Raw genomic sequence first — 19,492 nt, 5'->3', positions numbered from 1 at the left:
GCAAGTCGACCTCGACCCGTAACGGGACCGCACTGCCCACCTGAAGCCAAACGGCTCTGCCGCGGACTGGGACGGCCCGCAAGGGCGCGTGGTCGCGGATCATGGCCCAGAGGACATTGCCGCGGCGCCGAGCGAGGGCGAGAACTGCTCGCCGCGCCTTTTGCCTTCCTTCCCCTTCCGGTCGCATTACGCCCTGGAGACCGGGTAGAAGAGTACGCTGACCTGCGCGGAGAGGTAGCGGTCCCGCTGGAGGCCGCGGTGGTAGCGGCGGCGTCCGCGCAGGTACCCGCCGACCGTCCCGGAGTCCCAGAGGACGGGTGCCGGGCGGGCAAACGCGGTCAGGCGGTCGGGGCCGGCGAAGGCGGTGGGTTCACCGCCGGTCGCGGCGACGAACCCCGTTCCAAGAGTGCGCCCCATGCCGGGCATCGCGAGGATGACGACGTCCTGGTGCCGCCGGAACCCGGTTTCGACTCGGCCGTCGAGTTCGGCCGCTTCGTCGCTGTGGGCGGCTACCGAGCGGGCGACGAGCTCGGTGCCCAGCTCTTCGCCTCGCAGGGCGGTCATCTGGTTCTGGTCAGCTTCCACGGCCCGGACTGCGAGCGCGGCCGCCCCGCCGACCTTACGGTTGCGGAGCCATGCCTCCAGCCGCCTGGCAACCATGCGGCGGATCGCGGCCGGGGTCCGGTAGGCGGTCAGCGAGAATCCGCCTCGTCGTTTCATGACGCGGCGGGACAGCTCGGGCGCGATTCCCTCCGCCAGCTCGTCGTCGCACTGTTCCCGCAGCCGACGTCGTCTCACAAGCGACCGAGTCGCGACGCCATGGGACCCTCGGCCGGCTGCTGGAACCGACCGCGGCGTGGGGCACAGACTGGCGCGCGGGGCCGCCGCACTGACGGCGGAGATCCGGTACGCGATCACGTCGACGCCTTCCAGACGCTGGTCGAACGGCGGGGTCGAGTCGAAGCCGACCACGCCGAGGGTGTGCGAGGTGCGGGTGACCAGAACACGGTCAGCGGGGTCGGGCCGGTGGTCCAGCTCCCGGAATTTCCGCGCGCATCCGCTCCCGTACGCCGGACGTATGCCCCGACAGCGATCCGAACAGACCCTTGACGGACCACTTGTGAGCGTTAACACTCAGGTATCGCCAGGCCGGAGCCGCCGCGAACCCGGACTTCACACAGTGCGAGGAAACGGCTCCCGACCGGCCCCGCTCGACCGCTTCCGGCTTCTCCCAACCGGGTCGCACCGTGCCGGTCGCGGAACATCACTGGAGGAACTGTGCGGAAGCTTTCAGCCGGCCTTGTCACCCTGGGCCTGACGCTGTCGCTGGCAGCCTGCGGCCAGAGCGCCAACGGAGCGGGCGAGGGCGGGAGTGGCGGGGAGGCCAAAGGCGGCCTCGTCGGCATCGCGATGCCGACCAAGTCGTCGGAGCGCTGGATCAATGACGGCGACAACATGGTCAAGGAGTTCCAGGCCAAGGGTTACAAGACCGATCTCCAGTACGGCGACAACGTCGTGGAGAACCAGGTCTCCCAGGTGGAGAACATGATCACAAAGGGCGCCAAGCTGCTGGTGATCGCAGCCATCGACGGTTCCTCGCTCACCAACGTGCTGCAGAAGGCCGCCGACGCCCACGTCCCCGTCATCTCCTACGACCGGCTGATCCGCGGCACCGGGAACGTCGACTACTACGCGACCTTCGACAACCACAAGGTCGGCGTCCTCCAGGGCAGTTACATCGTCGACAAGCTCGGCCTCAAGGACGGCAAGGGCCCGTTCAACATCGAGCTGTTCGCCGGCTCACCGGACGACAACAACGCCACCTTCTTCTTCAACGGTGCGATGAGCGTCCTGAAGCCGTACATCGACGACAAGAAACTGGTCGTGCAGAGCGGCCAGACCTCCTTCAATCAGATCGCCACACTGCGCTGGGACGGCGGCCTCGCCCAGTCCCGGATGGACAACCTGCTGAGCAAGTCGTACACCGCCGCACGCGTCGACGCCGTGCTCTCGCCCTACGACGGCATCTCGATCGGCATCATCTCCTCGCTCAAGAGCGTCGGTTACGGCGCCGGCCAGCCCATTCCCGTCGTCACGGGCCAGGACGGCGAGCTGGCCTCGGTGAAATCGATCATCGCGGGCGAGCAGACCCAGACCGTCTACAAGGACACCCGCCAACTGGCCAAGGCAGCAGTCCAGATGGGCGACGCGCTACTGACGGGCGGCAAGCCCGAGGTCAACGACACCGGCCAGTACAACAACGGCGTCAAGACCGTACCGGCGCAGCTGCTCCAGCCGGTCAGCGTCGACAAGGAGAACTACCAGAAGGTCCTGGTGGACAGCGGCCAGTACACCGCGGACCAGCTGAAGTAGCCCACGGAGCCCGACCGACGGGTCCGGCGACGAAGAAACGGCGGTGCGACGCCCGGGAGACCGGCCGCCGCCGCACCGCCCCGACGATACGGATGCACAACCATGGCCCGACCCGTTCTCGAGATGCGGTCGATCAGCAAGACCTTTCCCGGCGTCAAGGCCCTCTCCGAGGTCAACCTGACCGTCGCCGCCGGTGAGGTGCACGCCGTCTGCGGCGAGAACGGCGCCGGCAAGTCCACGCTGATGAAGGTGCTCAGCGGGGTCCACCCCCACGGCGGCTACCAGGGCGAGATCTACTTCGAGGGCGAGCCCTGCCGGTTCCGGGACATCCGGGCCAGCGAGCAGCGCGGCATCGTGATCATCCACCAGGAACTCGCGCTGGTGCCCTACCTGTCCATCGCCGAGAACATCTTCCTCGGCAACGAGCACGCCACCCGGGGCGTCATCAGCTGGCACAAGACGCTGACCCACGCCGCCGCACTGATCCGGCAGGTCGGACTCGACGAGAGCCCGCACACCAGGGTCGCCGATCTCGGCGTGGGCAAACAGCAGTTGGTCGAGATCGCCAAGGCGCTCGCCAAGAAGGTGAAGCTGCTCATCCTGGACGAGCCGACCGCCGCCCTGAACGACGAGGACAGCCGCAAGCTGCTCGACCTGATCCTCGAACTCAAGGCACAGGGCATCTCCTGCGTCCTCATCTCGCACAAACTGAACGAGATCGCCCGGGTCGCCGATGCCGTCACCATCCTGCGCGACGGACGGACCATCGAGACCATCGCGATCGGCCCCGAGGGCATCTCCGAGGAGCGGATCATCCGCGGCATGGTCGGCCGCGACCTGGAACACCGCTACCCCGAACGCGTACCCGAGATCGGCGAGGTCGCCTTCGAGATCGAGGACTGGAGCGTCCAGCACCCGATCGACCACCGGCGCAAGGTGGTCGACGGCGTCTCGCTCCACGTCCGTCGAGGCGAGATCGTCGGCATCGCCGGCCTCATGGGCGCCGGCCGCACCGAACTGGCCATGAGCGTCTTCGGCCGCTCGTACGGGCGGTGGACCGGCGGCCGGGTCCGGCTGGACGGCCGGGAGATCCGTACCCGGACGGTACCGGAGGCGATCAGGCACGGCATCGCGTACGTGACCGAGGACCGCAAGCAGCTCGGCCTCAACCTGGGCGACGACATCAGCCGGAACATCTCGCTGAGCGCCCTCGGCAAGGTCGCCCGGCGGGGCTGGGTCGACAGGCACGAGGAGGCGCGGATCGCCGAATCGTTCCGGCGGACCATGAACATCAAGGCCCCCTCGGTGTTCGCGGAGACCGGCAAGCTCAGCGGCGGCAACCAGCAGAAGGTCGTCCTCAGCAAGTGGATCTTCGCCGAGCCGGAGGTCCTGATCCTCGACGAGCCCACCCGGGGGATCGACATCGGCGCCAAGGCGGAGATCTACACCGTCATCGCCGAACTCGCCGCCCAGGGCAAGACAGTACTCGTCATCTCCTCCGAACTCCCCGAACTCCTGGGCCTGTGCGACCGGATCTACACCATGGCCGAAGGCCGGATCACCGGTGAGGTCAACCGCGCGGAAGCCACCCAGGAATCCCTCATGCGGCTCATGACCATGAGCGCGGCATACCCCGACAAGCAGGTGTGAGGCATGGCCCAGACCAAGACCACCCCAGACACCACGCCCCGCACACCGCAGAGCGGCCGACGACCGTCAGCCGGTGCCGTACTGGCCCGAGCGTTGCGCGGCAACCTGCGCCAGTACGGGATGCTGCTCGCGCTGGCGCTGATCGTGCTGCTGTTCCAGTTCTGGACGGACGGCATCCTGCTCCAGCCGCTCAACATCACCAACCTGATCCAGCAGAACGGCTACATCCTCATCCTGGCCATCGGCATGATGATCGTCATCATCGCCGGGCACATCGACCTGTCGGTCGGGTCGCTCGCCGCCTTCGTCGGGGCGGCCGCCGCGGTGATGATGGTCAAACACCACGCGCCGTGGCCCCTGGCGCTGGTGGCCGCGCTGCTGATCGGGGCTCTCGCCGGAGCCTGGCAGGGCTTCTGGATCGCCTATCTCGGAATCCCCTCGTTCATCGTCACGCTGGCCGGCATGCTGCTGTTCCGCGGTGGGACCCAGATCCTCCTGCAGGGCCAGTCGGTGGCACCCTTCCCCAAGGGCTTCCAGAACATCAGTAGCGGCTTCCTCCCCGCCGTCGGCCCCCACACCGACTACCACAACCTCACCCTCCTACTGGGCCTCGTGGTGCTGGCCGTCGCGATCCTGCAGGAGGTGCGCGGACGGCGGCGGGCCGCCTCGTACGGGCTGGAACCGCTCCCGGCCGGGCTGTTCCTGGTGAAGCTCGGCGCGATCAGCGTGGCCGTGGTGGCCTTCACGCTGCTGCTGGCCAGCTACCACGGGGTGCCGACCGTTCTGCTGATCCTCGGCGTCCTGCTGGTCGGCTTCGGATACGTGATGCGCGACTCGATCCTCGGCCGTCACACCTACGCCATCGGCGGAAACGAGGCGGCGGCGAGGCTGTCCGGGGTGAAGAGCAAGCGGGTCGTCTTCCTGGCCTTCGTGAACATGGGCGTCCTCGCCGCCCTGGCCGGGATGGTCTTCGCCGCGCGACTCAACGCGGGTACGCCGCAGGCCGGCATCAACTTCGAGCTGGAGGCGATCGCCGCCGCCTTCATCGGCGGCGCCTCCGCGAGCGGCGGTGTGGGAACCGTCATCGGCGCGATCACGGGCGGTCTGGTGCTGGGCGTACTGAACAACGGCATGTCGCTGGTCGGCGTGGGTACCGACTACCAGCAGGTGATCAAGGGCCTGGTACTGCTGGCGGCCGTCGGCTTCGACGTCTACAACAAGCGCAAGGCCGGAGCCTGACCCTGCCCTGCCCTGCCCTGCCCTGCCCCTCCTCGGTGCCTCCGCCCGCACGAGGAGGGAGTGCCGCCACCCCCGACTCGTACGGCGGCTCGTCGCTGTCGCCCGTGGTGGGCGAGGTGCGGCCCGTGCCGTCGTACAGCGACCAGCCCACCACAGGGGAGTCCAGCGCCGAGGTGGCCAAGTAGAGGACCAGCACCTGCTGCCGCAGCACCGGCGCGGCGCCTTGCGCCCGCTCGGGGAGGATCGCTCCGGTCGTCATGCCTGTGCCTCCGCGGGGCGGTTGGAGGCCCTGGTCACCCGGTGGTCGAGGTCGAAGACGTCGTCGCCGGTCAGCACCCGCCACAGCAGGATGCGGTCGTACCGCTCCAGCCGGCCGGTCGCCCCCTCGTACCACGGGAACATCGTGTCCAGCTCCGCCGCCACCTGTGGGTCGTCAAGGTCCGAGGTGTTCCACAAGCGCTGTTGACGCACCCTGGGATTGAAGCGGATCTTGAACATGTAGCGCATCGCGTCGCTGTCGTTGCGCCGGCCTCCGTGCCACGGAACCGCGGTGCAGAAACACCACCGTCCCGGCCGGGCAGACCGGTCGGTCCTGGCCGCGCAGTTCTGGTGACGGCCGGTGTCGGACTCGTTGATCCGCCGGAGGTGGCTGCCCGGCACGGGCGCGTCCCGCCCATCCCCAACGTCACCGCCCGCGGAAAGTACATCACCCGCACATCGAAGGCGTCCGGCCGGACGTCGACGACCGTGTCCCCGTGCAGAGGCCGCGCTTCGCCGCTGTAGGGCTCCCGGGTGTGCACGAAGTGGTGCTCCACCCACGACTCCGGGCCCACGAGGGCGTGGAGGGCCTATGCCACCTGCGGAAGTTCCAGCAGCGCTCGGAGCCTCTCCGCGCGGCATCCGTGCCGCCCAGCCCGTTTCCCCGCACTCCCTTGCTCAGTGAGCGGACCGACTCGGGACACCGCTGTCCGGCCGCCCTGATGGACCCGCCGCGCGCCTGCTTCCCACCGTCGGCAACCTTTTCGCGTCCTGCGGCGACCAGGCAGTGCACCTCGACTCAGATCTTCGAAACGGACGGACATGCAGACTGCACGGCAGGCCGCGCGGCAGCGCAGGCGTAGACACAGGCTGATACTGGGGACGGCAGTGATACTGACGGTCGCGGGCGTCCTCTTCTGTCTGGTAACAGCCATGCTCCCCGGCCCCAAGGCCGGCCCCAAGGCCGGCGCCGGGACCGGCGCTGCGGCCCACGTGGCCGCCCCCGCCGCCACCCAAACGGGAGCCACGTCCTCGGCCCCGACGAGCCCAGCACCCCCGGCGGCCGGCTCGCAGGCCGCGGCAACCCCGAGCACGGCCGTCGCGGCGACGCCACCGCCTTCTGCGAAGGAAACCCCACCGGTGGCATCCGCCCCGGCACCGTCGGCAGGACGCATCCAGCCGGATACCACATACAGGGGCGTCGCCACCGCCTACGCCGCCGCCGACGGCAATGGCGCCTGCCTGTTCGGCCCGACCGACGACCTCATGATCGCGGCGATGAACACCACGGACTACGAGTCGTCCAGGGCGTGCGGCGCGTACGTGCGCGTCCGCACGGCGAGCGGCGCCTCGATCACCGTCCGGATCACCAACGAATGCCCACTGCCCTGCGCGCCCGGCCAACTGGACCTCAGCGAACAGGCCTTCGCGAAACTGGCCGATCCCAAGGTCGGCCGTATCCCGATCACCTGGAGCCTGCTGAGCCCCCGCACGTCCGACACCCTCTCCCTCCGGTACAAGTCCGGTTCCAGCGCCCACTGGTGCGGCATCCAGGTGATCGACCACCGGAATCCGGTCTCGCGGCTGGAGGTACGCACCGGCAAGGGCTGGCGGAGACTGCCCCGTACCGACTACAACTACTTCCTCTCCGCCGACGGCGGTGGGTGCGGCGGCGCGATAAGGATCACCGACATCTACGGAGAGCAGTTGACGGTCGACGGGACCGCGCTGCTGCCGAACGTCGCACAACCGACCCGGGTCCAGTTCGCCGCGCACTGAATCCTCACCACGGCGGGGTGGCGGAGCCGGGTACGCCGCATCGGCGCGCCCTGGTCAAACCGGGCGCTGGTACGCTGCCGCCCGGATGTTAGCGCACACATTTGCGGAGGGGACGGCCACCGGACATGGTCCTCGATGACGCGTCCGCGGAGTTCCACGACTTCTTCGAACGCCACTACGCCGAACTCGCCCGGTTCGCCCGTCTCCTGACGGGCGAGGCGGACGGCGCCGATGATCTGGCCGCGGACGCCCTGATCGCACTGTGGCAACGCTGGGACCGGCTGCGCCAGGCCGAATACCCACTTGCCTACGCCCGTGGCGTGGTCGCCAACCTGGCACGGTCACGGATCCGCAGCACGGTGCGCGAGCGCCGCCGGATCGCCCTGTTCTGGTCCCGCGGTGCGGAGCCGTTGCACGGTCCGGACGTGGCCGCCGTGGTGGACGTGCGGACCGCTCTCGCCCGGTTGCCGTTCCGCAAGCGGTCGTGCGTGGTCCTGCGGCATGCCTTCGACCTGTCGGAGAAGGACACCGCTCTGGCGCTCGGGATATCGGTCGGTACGGTGAAGAGCCAGACCTCGAAGGGGATGGCCGAGCTGGAACGGATGCTGGGCAGTGCAGGAGCAGCCGGGGAACTGTTGGCGGGGAGGAGGAGCCGTTGAACGAGGAACTCACCGGGCGGCTGCGCGCGGCCGCCGAGGCCCAACGGCCAGACCGTGCCCGGATCCTGGCACGCGTGGAACGCGGCATGTCCGGCGCCGCGGTCCGCCACCACGAGTCTTCGGGTGCGAGGCCCTGGCCCAGGATCGCGCTCGCTTCCCTGGCCGCGGCCGGCACTCTGGCGGTCGGCGGCTTCGCCGTCGCCGCCATCGTCCAGTCCCCGCCGGTTCAGCCGGGTGTCTCGGCCACCCCCGCCGCGCCGTCCGCGCCGTCCGCGCCGTCCGGGACTCCCCGGCCGACACCGTCGGCGCCCGCCACCGGACGCCCGACCACGCCGGACCGTTTGTCCCCGACGGGCCCCAGCCCTTCGGCGTCAGGTGCAGCGGGCTCGGCCCGGCCAGGCAACGCACACGTCCAGGACGGACCTCTGTCGTCGGCCGGCTCCTTGGGGACGAACAGCAACAGCTTCTGGGCGCAGAGCAACATCACCCTCAAGTCCACCCAACCGCTTACCGCAGTCACCGTGGAACTGCGCATCACGCAGACCGGCGCAGTGCAGAGCACCGGCAGCTGGCGGACGCTGCCCGCCGAGGATTTCACCGTCACCGTGCAGAACGAGGGCGGAGCAGTGGTCTACCGCTGGATCCTCAAGCCGGGCCGCACGGTCCCGGCCGGACAGCATGTCTTCGCCGGCCAGTACAACCACGCCGCCGGCGCACGCGAGGTCGAGCACGACGGCTACCGCGTCGACGCCGGCGGTCCCCGCGGCGCCCTCTCGGTGTGGGGCGGCTTCACCCCGGCACGATGAGGCCGTGCCGCGGGGCATCGATGGTCGCAATCGTCCGACATTGCGCCCTCTTGGAACTTGGCTTGTAAGAAGCACACATGAATTTTCTTTGTGTGCGAGGGCGCCGGGATGTTTGATCGCTTGGACGGGCGAGATCCTCGGCCCCGACGAGCGGCTGTTCCGGGTGATGACCCGGGACGTATCCAGGAGGAAACTTGACTACGACTGTTGAGCCCCGCCATCGCGCGGGCTTAGGCCCCGATGGCATCCGTCATGTCCACACACTCGGCCCGCACGGAACGAACCTCGAGGCCGCCGCGCATGAGTGGCTGCGACGCCGGGGAACCGCTGGCACGGTCGAACTCCATCCGTCGCTCGAGGACGCCCTCGAGTTGGTCCCGCACGACGGGGAGCACGCGCTCGTGGCCTGCGCCGTCTATCCGGCGCTCCATACCCTGACCTTCGGGAACCTGCACCGGCTGCACATGGTCGACAGCTTCATCATGCCGACGCACAACATGGTCCTGGCCAGCATGGGGGCCGACGCTCCCGGCACCGTCTCCACGCATCCGGCCCCGATCGGACTGGTCCCGCGGGAGGCCGAGCCCCGCTTGGTACTGAGCAATTCCCAGGCCGCGATCGACTGTGCGGCCGACCTGAGCGAAGGCTGCATCACCACCCTCGTCGCCGCCGAGCGGCACGGGATGCGCATCCTTCGCGACTTCGGGCCGGTGCCCATGGTCTTCACCATCCACCAGGTGCTCGCCGAGGACGCAGCCCGGCCCGTCGCCACGGGAGCAGCGCTGTGACCACCACCGCCAACACCGCCACGGTTACCGTCACCGCCACCGCCCCGCTCAGCGCGGCCTTGCGCGCCGAGGCGAGGGAACTCGCCGGGTCCCTCATACCCAAGGTCAATCGCTTCCGCCTCCGGCAGGCCGACAACGGTACGGTGACGGCTCCGCGGACCGCCGATGGGGAACTGCTCGCCGAGATCCGGGACGAGGCCACCGCCTGGTACGTCCGCAACGGACAGCCCGGCCAGGCCGCCGCGCTCGCGGCGGACGTGGACGGTTGGCTCCGCGAAGGCCTGGACAGCGCACCGGACTTCGCCCGCTCCCGCGACGCGCTCACACCGCCGCCCGACGGCAGACACGTGTTCTTCCTGGCCCCCGCGCAGACCACCAACAGCGTGCCGCCCGTCGGCAAGCGGCTCGACTGCTTCCTCGCACTGCGCAAGGAACCCGACGCCCTGCCTCAACTGGCCACGTCCTTCCCCCACCCGAAGAACAACTGCCAGTCCCTGGTGCTCGTCGCGGGGAGCCACGGGTTCGCACACGGCAACTGCCTCGTGTTCTTTCCCGAGAACGTCGCCGCGCACGACAAGGTGCAGGACCAGCCGTACGCGATGTTCTTCTACAACAAGATGCGCAAGATCCACGAGACCTACGCCCTGCCGGGAGCCGAGGCGGTCCTCACCGCGGGTTCCGTACCGAGGGCCTCGTCCGGCCTGGCGCCGGAGGTCTGCTACGAGGCCCGCGCGATCTGGGGATACCTGCACGACTCCATGCACTACCAGGGGCGCTGGCCGTTCGACCAGCACATCACGTTGAAGATGAACTGGTTCGTCGGCCTCCTGGAGGAGACCAAGGTCGACGCCAAGACCGTCCTCGCCTGCGCCGACGGCGGAGTCCCCTTCGCGCGGGAACAGATCGCCATGATCTTGCTGGAGCGCGTCTTCCGCTACCCGCAGGCCGACGACGCGACCCGCAATTTCGATTCGGGCACCGGTGTCTTCCTCTACTCCTGGCTGCGCCGCCACCATGCGCTGACCGGCTCGCCGGAGGCCGACGGCCTGCTCCGGCTGGACTGGGACAAGACCCTCGACGCCTTGCGCACGTACGTCGCCGCCGTGGAGGAGCTCGAGGACCGTGTCCGCACCGACGACGAGTACCGGGCCGCGGCCAAGGAATTCGTCCGCACGTACCTGCCCCCCGGGGAGCCGAAGCAGCGATTCGGCTTCACCGAGGATCAGAGCGTCCTCCTGAGGGCCAAGCGGACGCTGGCCGGCCTGCCCGCCCTGCGGTTCGCGGACGCGGAGTGGTGAGCGTGCGTCATGACGGTGAGAGTCGTTGGAGCGCCCGCCTCGGCACCCCGGTCCTGTCCTGCCTCATGGTCCTGCTCCTGGCCACGGGCTGGGTGGTCTCCGGCAAGCTGGTCAGCGACACCCCGCCCCTGGCCGTCGCGGCCGGCCGCACCGCGGCGAGCTTCCTCGTCATCGGCGCGATCGCCGCGCTGCGGCCGCGGACATGGACGGCGATACGGCTCACCGGCGGCCGGCACCGGGCCGTCGTGCTGCTGGCGTTCCTGGGCTTCTTCGCGTACTACACGGGAACGCTGCTCGGCGTCGACCGGATCGGCGCCTCCCGGGTCGGTCTCGTGGTGTCCCTCCTGCCCTGCATCACCTTCGTGATCGGCATCGTCGCCTTCCGCGAACAGGCGGGCATCCGCCGGGTCCTGGGCACCGTGCTCGCCGTGGCGGCGGCCCTGGGCTATGCGCTGGACGACGGCCCGGCGAGCACCGGCGGCGGAACCCGCCTGCTCGTGTCCGGGGTCTGCCTCGCCCTGGCCGGGACGTTCGCGTACGCCCTGTACGGCTACGTCTACCGCAAGCACATGGCCGACGTCCCGCCGCTCGCCGCCCTTCCGGCGGTCACCGGCGCGGCCACGGTCATGCTCGGCCTGACCGCGGCCGTATGGGTGCCGCTCGGCGCCGTCAGCGCGGCCCAGTGGGCCGGAGTGGCGCTGCTCGGTGCGCTGCTCACCGCCCCTGTTTTCGTCATCTCCCATGAACTCATCCTGCGCAAGGGCCCCTTGTTCACCTCCTCCGTCGCGCTGGTGGTGCCGTTCCTGGTGCGCCTGGGCGAGTGGGCACGGGGTGCGGCGGACGCCCCGGGACCCGCCTCCCTCCTCTTCCTCGCACTGTGCTCGGCGGGGGTGTGGATGACGGTCGTACCGGTCCGCGTACCGGCCACCGAGCCCACCCAGCCGCCGATCCCGACCGAGCCCGAAAGAAGTACACCGTGACGAATCCTCACCCCCCACGCCCCGTCGTCGTCCTGGTCTACCAGCGGCTTTCACTGCCCTGGATCTTCGAAGGCGCGCACCGGGCCGGCATCGACATCGTGCTGGTCCCGCGCCCCGACGAGTCCGTGTCCCCGGACCGGCTGCCTCCCGGCGTGGTGGAGGTGCTCCCTCTGGACGTGGAAGGTGATCCGGCCAAGGCGCTGGGCATCCTGCGGGAACGCCACGAGAACGCTCCCTTCGACGGCATCACGACGCTGTACGACCCCGCGGTGCCCTTCGTCGCCGACACGGCCGAAGCACTCGGCCTGCCAGGTCTCGGCAGCGAGACGGCAAGGGCCGTACAGGACAAACGGATCATGCGTCGCCGGCTGGCCGAAGCGGGGCTGAACGTACCGGACTTCGTCGTCCTCGACGCCCCGGACAACTGGGCCGACGCCGCCCGCCTCACGTTTCCGGTGGTGGTCAAGCCGGCCAACGGCTTCTCCAGCCTCGGCGTGACCAAGGCCGATGACCCGCAGCAGCTCCGTGCCGTCGTCGAAGAGGTCTGGCAGATCTGCCGGGACAACCTGAGCCACGTCGCGGGTCTGGTCGTGGAGGAGTACCTGGACGGCCCCGAATTCGCCGTGGAGTCCCTCGCCCACCGCGGCGAGGTGCAGGTGCTGTCCATCGGCTACAAGGGCCAGCCGGTCGGCCCGCACTTCGAAGAGGGCGTCTACCGGGCCCCGGCCCGGCTCTCACCCCAGGTGCAGGAAGACCTGGTGCGCGAGGTCGTCGCCGCCCACGGCGCCCTCGGGGTCACCGACGGTCCGACCCACACCGAACTGCGGCTGCGCGAGGGCGGACGTCCTTACCTGCTGGAACTCGGCGCCCGGGTCGGCGGCTCCGGCGTTTCCCACTACATCGCCGCGCACGTCACCGGAGCCGACCTGGCGGCGGACGCACTGCGCATCGCCGCGGGGCTCGCCCCCTCCCCCCTGCCCGGGCCGCCGGCGCAGCCCGCCCGGGCGACCGGGGCCGCGGCCAACTACATCGTGCCCTGCGGCGGCTCCGGACGGATCACGGCCATCCACGGCCTCGACGAACTGGCCGAGGACCCCCGGGTGGACCACGTTCTTCAGATGCTGCATCCGGGTGACGTCGTGCGGCCCTATCCGGAGTTCACCGGCTATCCGGCGTTCGTCCTCTCGCACCACCCCAGCGCCGAGGACGCCGAGGAGTTCCACCGCACCATCGAGCGGACCGTCCGCATCGAGTACGCACCCGTGGAGGAGCAGCAGTGACCGTTCCGGCTCTCGACGACCGCGACGGACACATCTGGCTCGACGGTCGCTTCGTACCCTGGCGGGACGCCCGCCTGCACGTGCTCAGCCACGGGCTCCACTACGGCGGTGGGGTCTTCGAGGGCGAACGGGTCTACGACGGTCACGTCTTCAAACTGACCGAGCACTCGCAGAGGCTGCACGAGTCGGCGCTCGAACTGGGTTTCCGCCTCCCCTTCTCCGTCGCCGAGCTGGACGAGGCGACGCTCGAACTCGTCGGCAGACAAGGCATCCGCGACGGATACGTCCGGCCGGTGGCATGGCGCGGCAGCGAGCAGATCAGCGTGGCCGGCGCCGGCGTCTCCGTCCACGTGGCGATCGCCACGTGGGAGTGGCCGCACGTCTTCTCGGCCGACGCCAAGAACGCCGGCATCCGTCTGGGCACCTCCCGTTGGCGGCGCCCCCCTCCGGACACCGCGCCCGTCCGGGCCAAAGCGGCCTCCTTGTACAACATCTGCACCCTGGCCCGGGACGCCGCCGACGCCGCCGGCTTCGACGACGCGCTGCTCCTCGACTACCGCGGCCACGTCGCCGAGGCCACGGGAGCCAACATCTTCTTCGTGGCCGGGGATGAACTGCACACCCCCCTCGCGGACTGCTTCCTCGCGGGCATCACCCGGGCGACCGCGCTCGGGCTGGCGCGCGAGCTCGGAATCCGCGTCGTGGAACGCCACATCCGTCCCGAGGAACTCGGCGGATTCGACGAGTGTTTCCTCACGGGCACCGCCTACGAGGTTCAGCCCGTCCGTGCCATCGACTCCAACGGGTTCACGGTGGGCCGGACGACGACCGCTCTGGCGGAGGCGTACACCAGGCTGGTCCACGCGCCGAGCAGGACCGCCGCCTTGCGCTGACCGACCCCGAGAGGCCCCCGGCGGTCCGCGCCGGGGGCCGTGGGACGCGACGAACGGGCGCGGCCCCGCCTCCCCGAACCGACTTCGGACGGGCCGACTCGCTGGGCGGCCATCTGGCAGGGCTGGCCGACCAGCTGGAAAGGGGCCGGGACGGGGGCTCTGTCACGTTCCACGGCCGGGTGTTCTGGGAGTGGGCCGGGCCTCCCGCCCCTGACTGGGGCAGTGCGGACGATCCCCTTCCCCGTCGGGAGCTCGGCGCGCTCCGGGTGACGGCCACGAACCACAGGTACCCGACGCCCGTCGCACGGTTCTCCTCCACCCTCGCCCGGATCGCCGCCAACCGCGGATCACGAGCCGCCGCAGCGCCTCCTTGTCCTCCAGGACCCGCAATCGGCTCAGCAGGTCCTCGTGCCCGTGCCCAGGCCCGTACATCCCGGCGGTCACCGGGCACTCGCGGCAGGACGTACGACGATCTCGTTGATGTCGACCACGGCCGGCTGGGCGACGGCGTAGGCGATGGCGGACGCCGGCAGCGCCACGGCGCGATAGGCCTTCATGGCCTCCCTCGCCACAGGATCGGAGATCCCCTCGGCCAGCTCGGACTCGGTCACGCCGGGACAGACCAGAGTGACCCGGACGGTGCCGTCCGACTCCTGGCGCAGCCCTTCGGATACGGCGCGGACAGCGAACTTGGTGGCGCAGTAGACGGCCGCGGTGGGCGACACCTCGTACGCGCCGACGGAGGCGACGTTCACGAAGTGGCCGGCGCCCTGGGCGCGCATCACGGGCAGGGCGGCGGCGATGCCGTGCAGCACACCTCGCACGTTCACGTCGATCATCCGGTCCCACTCGTCGAGCTTGAGCGCGGCCAGCGGAGAGAGCGGCATCACCCCGGCGTTGTTGACCATCACGTCCACCCGCCCGTACCGCTCCCGGGCGGAGGCCACGAAGGCCCGTACATCGGCGGCGTCGGTGACGTCCAGCCGCTGGAAGGCGGCGGTGCCACCCGCCTCGGTGATTTCCCGGCTCAGCGCGTCGAGCCGGTCGGTCCGCCGTGCGCCCAGGAACAGCCGGTGGCCGTCGGCAGCGAGCCGCCGGGCCGTCGCCTCCCCGATCCCGCTGCTGGCCCCGGTGATGCGAACGCCGTCCCTCGCCCCAAGGCCTCGACGCGCTCGGCCGGGCCCTTCGCCTGACTCCCGACACCCACGCCCACCTGCACCGCCTGGCCGGCACCCCCACGGCCGACCAGCCGGCCACCGCCGGGATAAGTCCGGCCCTCCGCCGACTCCTGGACGGCTTCGCGGACGACCCGGCGTTCGTCATCAACGCCACCCTGGACATCCTGGCCGCCAACCCCCCGGCCGAGGCCCTGCATTCACCGTTCGCGCCGGCCGACAACCTGGCGCGCATGGTCTTCCTCGACCCCGCGGGCCGGGACTTCTACACCGACTGGAACTCCACGGCCCGGGCCACCGCGGCCCACCTGCGGCAGACCTCCGGCATCACACCGGACGCCCCGCGCCTGCGCTCCCTCGAACGATGCGAGCTGCCATGCGCAGCCCACACCCTTGATGGCATCAGCGCTGTTCAGCGCGTTCTACCCCTAGGCTTCAAGCGAGTTGGAGGAAGTTCCGGGGCAGGAATCGGAGGGCCGTCGTAGCCCTTGACCTCGCCGTAGCGGGTGCCGTTCATCCAGTCTTCCCGGAAGCCCGCGATGTCCTCCTGGGACCTTCCGATCCAGTTCCAGAACATCACGATCTCCTCCTCGAACGGCTCCCCGCCCAGCAGCATCAGGCCGGCGTCCGAGACCGCGCGCAGGGGAAGGTCCCTGCGGCCGCAGCCGAGGTAGAGCATGGAGCCCGGGAGGAGCGGGACGCCGTCGACGTGGGCTTCGCCCGACATCGACAGGACCGCGTACTCGAAGTCCGGGTCCAGCGGGAGCCGGGTTTCCGTGCCTGCCGCCAGGGCCAGGTCCGCGCCCACGATCGGGCTGTACGTGGATCCGGGCGAGGTCGCCGAGTCCAGGGTGCCCAGGATCACGGTCGCCGTCAGGCCCGGGGCGCTGACCTGCGGGAGCTCCGCGTGGTGCTGGAAGTGCGGTTCCACGTCGCGGTGCGCGTCGGGGAGGGCCACCCACAGCTGCGCGCCGTGCAGGAGGCGGGCGTGCCGGCGCGGGCTCTCCTCGGAGTGACTGATTCCGTGGCCGGAGGTCATCAGGCCGAGCTCGCGCGGGCCTACCGTCGCCAGGCTGCCCACGCTGTCGCGGTGGAGCACCTCACCCTCGTGGAGCCAGCTCACGGTCTGCAGCCCCGAGTGCGGGTGGGGTGCGACCTGCATGCCGGGTTCGCCGGCGATGTCGTCCGGGCCGTAGTGGTCGACGAAGCACCAGGCGCCGACCATGCGGCGGCCCAGGTTGGGCAGGAGTCGGCGTACCTCGGTGGACTCACCGAGCTTGACGGTGCGCGGGCTCAGGAGCTCGCGCACAGGCTCGGCCACGACGAAACCGCGGCCGCCGCAGGTGGAGAGAGCGGGCTGGCGATCGAGATTGCTCATACCGCACAACTTAGTCCCGGCGCCGCCTCCGCGGTCATTGGAATGTACGTCCGGATCCATGTGTTGGAGCAGGCGGACGGAACAGGCGGAACAGGCGGACAGCACGGCCGCCGCGGCAGCCGTCAACCGTGACCTGAATGGCGGAAGGGAACCGATGGACGCGCAGCAGGGCTACCTGGAGCACGGGACCACGGCCGAGCGCTGGGACCGCGGTCTGCTCTTCTTCGAGGCGAAGGAGTACGCGAACGCCGCCCGGGTCCTGCAGGGCGTGGCCACCGCGGCGCCCGAGCTGCTGGCCCCCCGGTTGCTGCTGGCCCGTGCCTATTACCACTCCGCCCAGCTCTCCCGGGCCGAGCTCGAGCTGCGCGCCATCCTGGACCGCTGGCCCGTCGAGGACTACGCGCAGCTGATGCTCGGGCGGACCCTGGAGCGCCAGGGCAGGGCCGCCGAGGCGGCTCCGTACCTGCGGATCGCCGCCGCGATGGCCGGGGAGTTCCCGGAGTAGCCGGCGTCTCGCGGTTCCCGGACGGACCGGGAGCGGAGCCTCTCGGTCCGCTCCCTGGCGCCCGTCCCCCCACTCCCCAGCACCCGTCCCCCCACTCTCCCGGCCCCGCCCGTGCGGGACCGGGGCGGTCCCTCGGTTAGCCTGGGGACAATATGAACCGTCTGACCACGCCCTTCGGCTCCTACGAGCTCGCCCGCTTCCCCGAGGACCCGCGCGACCGGCTCTTCGCATGGGACGCCGCCGACGAGTACCTGCTCCGCCACCTCGAATCCGGTACGGGCGAACGCGGCCCGGTGGATCTGGCCGGCGCCGGGCAGATCACCGTGATCGGGGACCGCTGGGGAGCGCTGACGACGGCGCTGGCCGCGCACCACCCCACCCAGATCACCGACTCCATCCTGACCCGCTCCGCCACCGCGGCGAACCTGGACCGCAACGGCATCGGGACCGCCAAGAGCACCGTGACGCTGCTGACGACGCAGGACGCGCCGCCGGAGCGGATCGACGTGCTCCTGGTACGGGTGCCCAAGAGCCTGGCGCTGCTGGAGGACCAGCTGTACCGGCTGGCTCCGCACGTGCACGCCGGCACCGTCGTCGTCGGCACCGGCATGGTGAAGGAGATCCACACCTCCACGCTGCGGCTCTTCGAGAAGATCCTGGGACCGACGAAGACCTCGCTGGCCGAGAAGAAGGCCCGGCTGATCTTCTGCACGCCCGGGAACCCCAGAGCCGCTCACCCCAGGACCGACGGGCCGTGGCCGGTGACGTACACCGTCGACCAGCAGGCGGGATCGGGCTCCGGTCTCACCGTGGTCAACCACGCCGGGATCTTCTGCGCGGACCGCCTCGACGTCGGCACCCGCTTCTTCCTCCAGAGCATCCCGACCAACACGGACGGCGCCCGCGTCGTCGACCTGGGCTGCGGAAACGGCGTCGTCGGCACGGCGGTCGCGGTGGCCGACCCGGACGCCGAGATCGTCTTCACCGACGAGTCGTACCAGGCGATCGCCTCGGCACGGGCCACGTACGGCGCGAACATCCAAGGACGCCTGGACCGGGCCGAGTTCCTCGTCGGGGACGGTGTATCCATGCTGCCCCCGGGTTCGGTGGACCTGATCCTCTGCAATCCGCCGTTCCACTCCCACCAGGCGACGACGGACGCGACCGCGCTGCGCATGTTCGCACAGTCCCGCAAGGTGCTCCGCCCGGGTGGCGAGCTGTGGGTGGTGGCCAACCGCCACATGGGTTACCACACCCATCTGCGCCGCCTCTTCGGCAACAGCGAAGTGGCCGCGAGCGAGCCGAAGTTCGTGGTCCTGCGGGCGGTCAAGCGGCGCGAGCAGCCCCGCGGCGCGTGACCTGCCGGTACGCCGCCCAGGTAACCCGCCGGTAGGTCCGTCGTCACGTCCTACACTCGGCCGCGTGAGCAGTCAGGTGGATCAGGACGCGGCCGTCGGCGGGCGCTACCGCCGGGATGAAGTGGCCCACGCGGCCGGGGTCAAGGTGCGCAACCTGCGCTACTACCAGGAGCGCGGGCTGCTCCCGCCGCCGCGCCGTGAGGGCCGGATCGCCTGGTACTCCGACGACCACCTCACCCGACTGCGCCTGATCAGCGACCTGTTGGGGCGCGGCTACACCGTCAACGGCATCGCGGAGCTGCTGGCCGCCTGGGAACACGGCGGCGGACTGTCCCAACTGCTGGGCCTGGAGCGGGAGATGACCCGCGACTGGGAGCAGGAGGACTCGGTCACCATGTCCCGCGCCGAACTGCGCGAGCTGTTCGGCCCGACGGCCTCCCCGCAGGACACCCGGCGGGCGGCCGACCTGGGCTACGTGACGATCGACGGGGACCTGGTCACGCACCGCAGCCGGCGGCTGCTGGAGGCGACACTCACGCTGGTGCGCGCGGGGGTGCCGCTCGGTGAGGTCCTGGACGTGGGGGTCTTCGTACAGGAGCAGGCGGCCGCGGTCGCGGACCGGTTCGTCGCGCTGTTCAGTGCGCATGTGATCGGTGGGGAGGGGCTGGAGCAGCTTTCGGCCACGCGCCTGGGGCACATCACGGAGGCGGTGGCGGCGCTGCGTCCGCTGGCGGGCGAGGTCGTGGCCTCCGAGTTCGCCCGGGCGATGGCCCGACGGGTGGACGCGGAGGTCGCCGAGCTGCTGCGTACCGAACTGCGCACGGAGCCTCCCGGGGCGTAACCGGCCAGTAGGACTCGGCCGAAAAGGTACGCCCGGGCAACCTTGCCAACCCTCATTGGCACTCTTACATTCAACTCGTCGGTAACAACGGTGCACAGCCGAACATAAGGGACGATCTCATGGCAGATTCCCCGAAGTTATCCGAGAGCTCATCCGAACCCCCCGCCACGCCGAGCGACGCGAGAGTCGGCCGCGAGGGCCGCGTCCGCTGGCGCCGCTTCGCCCTCCTGAC

At 70.3% G+C, this 19,492-nt stretch carries 17 protein-coding genes and 2 pseudogenes; 15 read left to right on the top strand and 4 right to left on the bottom strand.

The features are described from left to right. Window positions 1–186: 186 nt before the first annotated feature. Window positions 187–798 carry a transposase gene (locus OG389_RS32475; RefSeq protein WP_328302294.1) on the bottom strand — a complete coding sequence of 204 codons (612 nt, stop codon included), beginning with the start codon at window positions 796–798 and terminating at the stop codon, window positions 187–189. Between the two features lie 480 nt (window positions 799–1,278). On the opposite strand from OG389_RS32475, the gene chvE reads away from it, so the two are divergent. From chvE to mmsB, 3 genes are all read left to right on the top strand, one after another. Further along, window positions 1,279–2,373: a multiple monosaccharide ABC transporter substrate-binding protein gene (gene chvE / locus OG389_RS32470; RefSeq protein ID WP_328302292.1), complete on the top strand. Its 1,095-nt coding sequence runs from the start codon at window positions 1,279–1,281 to the stop codon at window positions 2,371–2,373. 102 nt (window positions 2,374–2,475) lie between these two features. Further along, window positions 2,476–4,023: a multiple monosaccharide ABC transporter ATP-binding protein gene (mmsA, locus tag OG389_RS32465; RefSeq protein ID WP_328302290.1), complete on the top strand. Its 1,548-nt coding sequence runs from the start codon at window positions 2,476–2,478 to the stop codon at window positions 4,021–4,023. Between the two features lie 3 nt (window positions 4,024–4,026). Beyond that, on the top strand, window positions 4,027–5,262 hold the full coding sequence (gene mmsB / locus OG389_RS32460; protein ID WP_328302288.1) for a multiple monosaccharide ABC transporter permease: 1,236 nt from the start codon (window positions 4,027–4,029) through the stop codon (window positions 5,260–5,262). Window positions 5,263–5,517: 255 nt separating this feature from the next. Here mmsB and OG389_RS32455 read toward each other — a convergent pair. Then, a pseudogene (locus tag OG389_RS32455) lies at window positions 5,518–6,137 on the bottom strand (phytanoyl-CoA dioxygenase family protein); the annotation flags it as partial. Between the two features lie 523 nt (window positions 6,138–6,660). Between OG389_RS32455 and OG389_RS32450 the strand changes: the two are divergent. From OG389_RS32450 to OG389_RS32415, 8 genes are all read left to right on the top strand, one after another. Further along, a complete protein-coding gene (locus OG389_RS32450; RefSeq protein WP_328302286.1) occupies window positions 6,661–7,299 on the top strand; it encodes an expansin EXLX1 family cellulose-binding protein in 639 nt (212 codons plus the stop codon). A gap of 125 nt (window positions 7,300–7,424) precedes the next feature. Then, complete coding sequence (locus OG389_RS32445) at window positions 7,425–7,958, top strand: SigE family RNA polymerase sigma factor (RefSeq protein WP_328302284.1); 534 nt, start codon at window positions 7,425–7,427, stop codon at window positions 7,956–7,958. Next, window positions 7,955–8,764, top strand: coding sequence for a hypothetical protein (locus OG389_RS32440; RefSeq protein WP_328302283.1), 810 nt, complete (start codon window positions 7,955–7,957; stop codon window positions 8,762–8,764). The genes OG389_RS32445 and OG389_RS32440 overlap by 4 nt, the downstream gene beginning before the upstream one ends. A 371-nt stretch (window positions 8,765–9,135) precedes the next feature. Beyond that, entirely contained in the window at window positions 9,136–9,552 is a 417-nt protein-coding gene (locus OG389_RS32435; RefSeq protein WP_328302281.1) for a hypothetical protein, read from the top strand. After that, window positions 9,549–10,850, top strand: a complete 1,302-nt coding sequence (locus OG389_RS32430; RefSeq protein ID WP_328302279.1) for a DUF6421 family protein — start codon at window positions 9,549–9,551, stop codon at window positions 10,848–10,850. The genes OG389_RS32435 and OG389_RS32430 overlap by 4 nt, the downstream gene beginning before the upstream one ends. A 2-nt stretch (window positions 10,851–10,852) precedes the next feature. After that, the gene (locus OG389_RS32425) at window positions 10,853–11,830 is read left to right on the top strand and encodes a DMT family transporter (protein WP_328302277.1); all 978 of its coding nucleotides are present in this window, start codon (window positions 10,853–10,855) and stop codon (window positions 11,828–11,830) included. After that, on the top strand, window positions 11,827–13,110 hold the full coding sequence (locus OG389_RS32420; RefSeq protein WP_328302275.1) for an ATP-grasp domain-containing protein: 1,284 nt from the start codon (window positions 11,827–11,829) through the stop codon (window positions 13,108–13,110). The genes OG389_RS32425 and OG389_RS32420 overlap by 4 nt, the downstream gene beginning before the upstream one ends. Continuing rightward, window positions 13,107–14,003: a branched-chain amino acid aminotransferase gene (locus OG389_RS32415; RefSeq protein WP_328302273.1), complete on the top strand. Its 897-nt coding sequence runs from the start codon at window positions 13,107–13,109 to the stop codon at window positions 14,001–14,003. Before OG389_RS32420 ends, OG389_RS32415 begins: the two co-directional genes overlap by 4 nt. 440 nt (window positions 14,004–14,443) lie before the next feature. On the opposite strand, the gene OG389_RS32410 is transcribed toward OG389_RS32415, so the two are convergent. After that, window positions 14,444–15,139: an SDR family oxidoreductase gene (locus OG389_RS32410; RefSeq protein WP_328304267.1), complete on the bottom strand. Its 696-nt coding sequence runs from the start codon at window positions 15,137–15,139 to the stop codon at window positions 14,444–14,446. 2 nt (window positions 15,140–15,141) lie between these two features. Between OG389_RS32410 and OG389_RS32405 the strand changes: the two are divergent. Continuing rightward, window positions 15,142–15,537 (top strand): annotated as a pseudogene (locus tag OG389_RS32405) (MmyB family transcriptional regulator); the annotation flags it as partial. A 53-nt stretch (window positions 15,538–15,590) separates the two neighbouring features. Here the strand turns inward: OG389_RS32405 and OG389_RS32400 are convergent. Continuing rightward, on the bottom strand, window positions 15,591–16,556 hold the full coding sequence (locus OG389_RS32400) for a pirin family protein (protein WP_328302271.1): 966 nt from the start codon (window positions 16,554–16,556) through the stop codon (window positions 15,591–15,593). A gap of 154 nt (window positions 16,557–16,710) precedes the next feature. Here OG389_RS32400 and OG389_RS32395 point away from each other — a divergent pair, with 154 nt between their 5' ends. The 3 genes from OG389_RS32395 (at window position 16,711) to OG389_RS32385 (ending at window position 19,260) form a co-directional block, all read left to right on the top strand. After that, the gene (locus OG389_RS32395) at window positions 16,711–17,061 is read left to right on the top strand and encodes a tetratricopeptide repeat protein (RefSeq protein WP_328302269.1); all 351 of its coding nucleotides are present in this window, start codon (window positions 16,711–16,713) and stop codon (window positions 17,059–17,061) included. A 161-nt stretch (window positions 17,062–17,222) separates the two neighbouring features. Continuing rightward, on the top strand, window positions 17,223–18,419 hold the full coding sequence (locus tag OG389_RS32390; protein ID WP_328304265.1) for a methyltransferase: 1,197 nt from the start codon (window positions 17,223–17,225) through the stop codon (window positions 18,417–18,419). A 64-nt stretch (window positions 18,420–18,483) separates the two neighbouring features. After that, window positions 18,484–19,260 carry a MerR family transcriptional regulator gene (locus tag OG389_RS32385; protein ID WP_328302267.1) on the top strand — a complete coding sequence of 259 codons (777 nt, stop codon included), beginning with the start codon at window positions 18,484–18,486 and terminating at the stop codon, window positions 19,258–19,260. The last annotated feature ends 232 nt before the right edge of the window (window positions 19,261–19,492 follow it).

Origin of the sequence: Streptomyces sp. NBC_00435 (genome assembly GCF_036014235.1) — a bacterium.
Taxonomy (GTDB): Bacteria; Actinomycetota; Actinomycetes; order Streptomycetales; family Streptomycetaceae; genus Streptomyces.
Note: the sequence above shows the minus strand (reverse complement) of the source record. Positions and strands in the feature narration are given on the sequence as shown.

What these genes read in the sequence shown, in the direction of transcription:
- mmsA (WP_328302290.1), top strand. Translation starts at nt 2,476, where the DNA reads ATGGCCCGACCCGTTCTCGAGATGCGGTCGATCAGCAAGACCTTTCCC.
- mmsB (WP_328302288.1), top strand. Translation starts at nt 4,027, where the DNA reads ATGGCCCAGACCAAGACCACCCCAGACACCACGCCCCGCACACCGCAG.
- OG389_RS32445 (WP_328302284.1), top strand. Translation starts at nt 7,425, where the DNA reads ATGGTCCTCGATGACGCGTCCGCGGAGTTCCACGACTTCTTCGAACGC.
- OG389_RS32400 (WP_328302271.1), bottom strand. Translation starts at nt 16,556, where the DNA reads ATGAGCAATCTCGATCGCCAGCCCGCTCTCTCCACCTGCGGCGGCCGC.
- OG389_RS32395 (WP_328302269.1), top strand. Translation starts at nt 16,711, where the DNA reads ATGGACGCGCAGCAGGGCTACCTGGAGCACGGGACCACGGCCGAGCGC.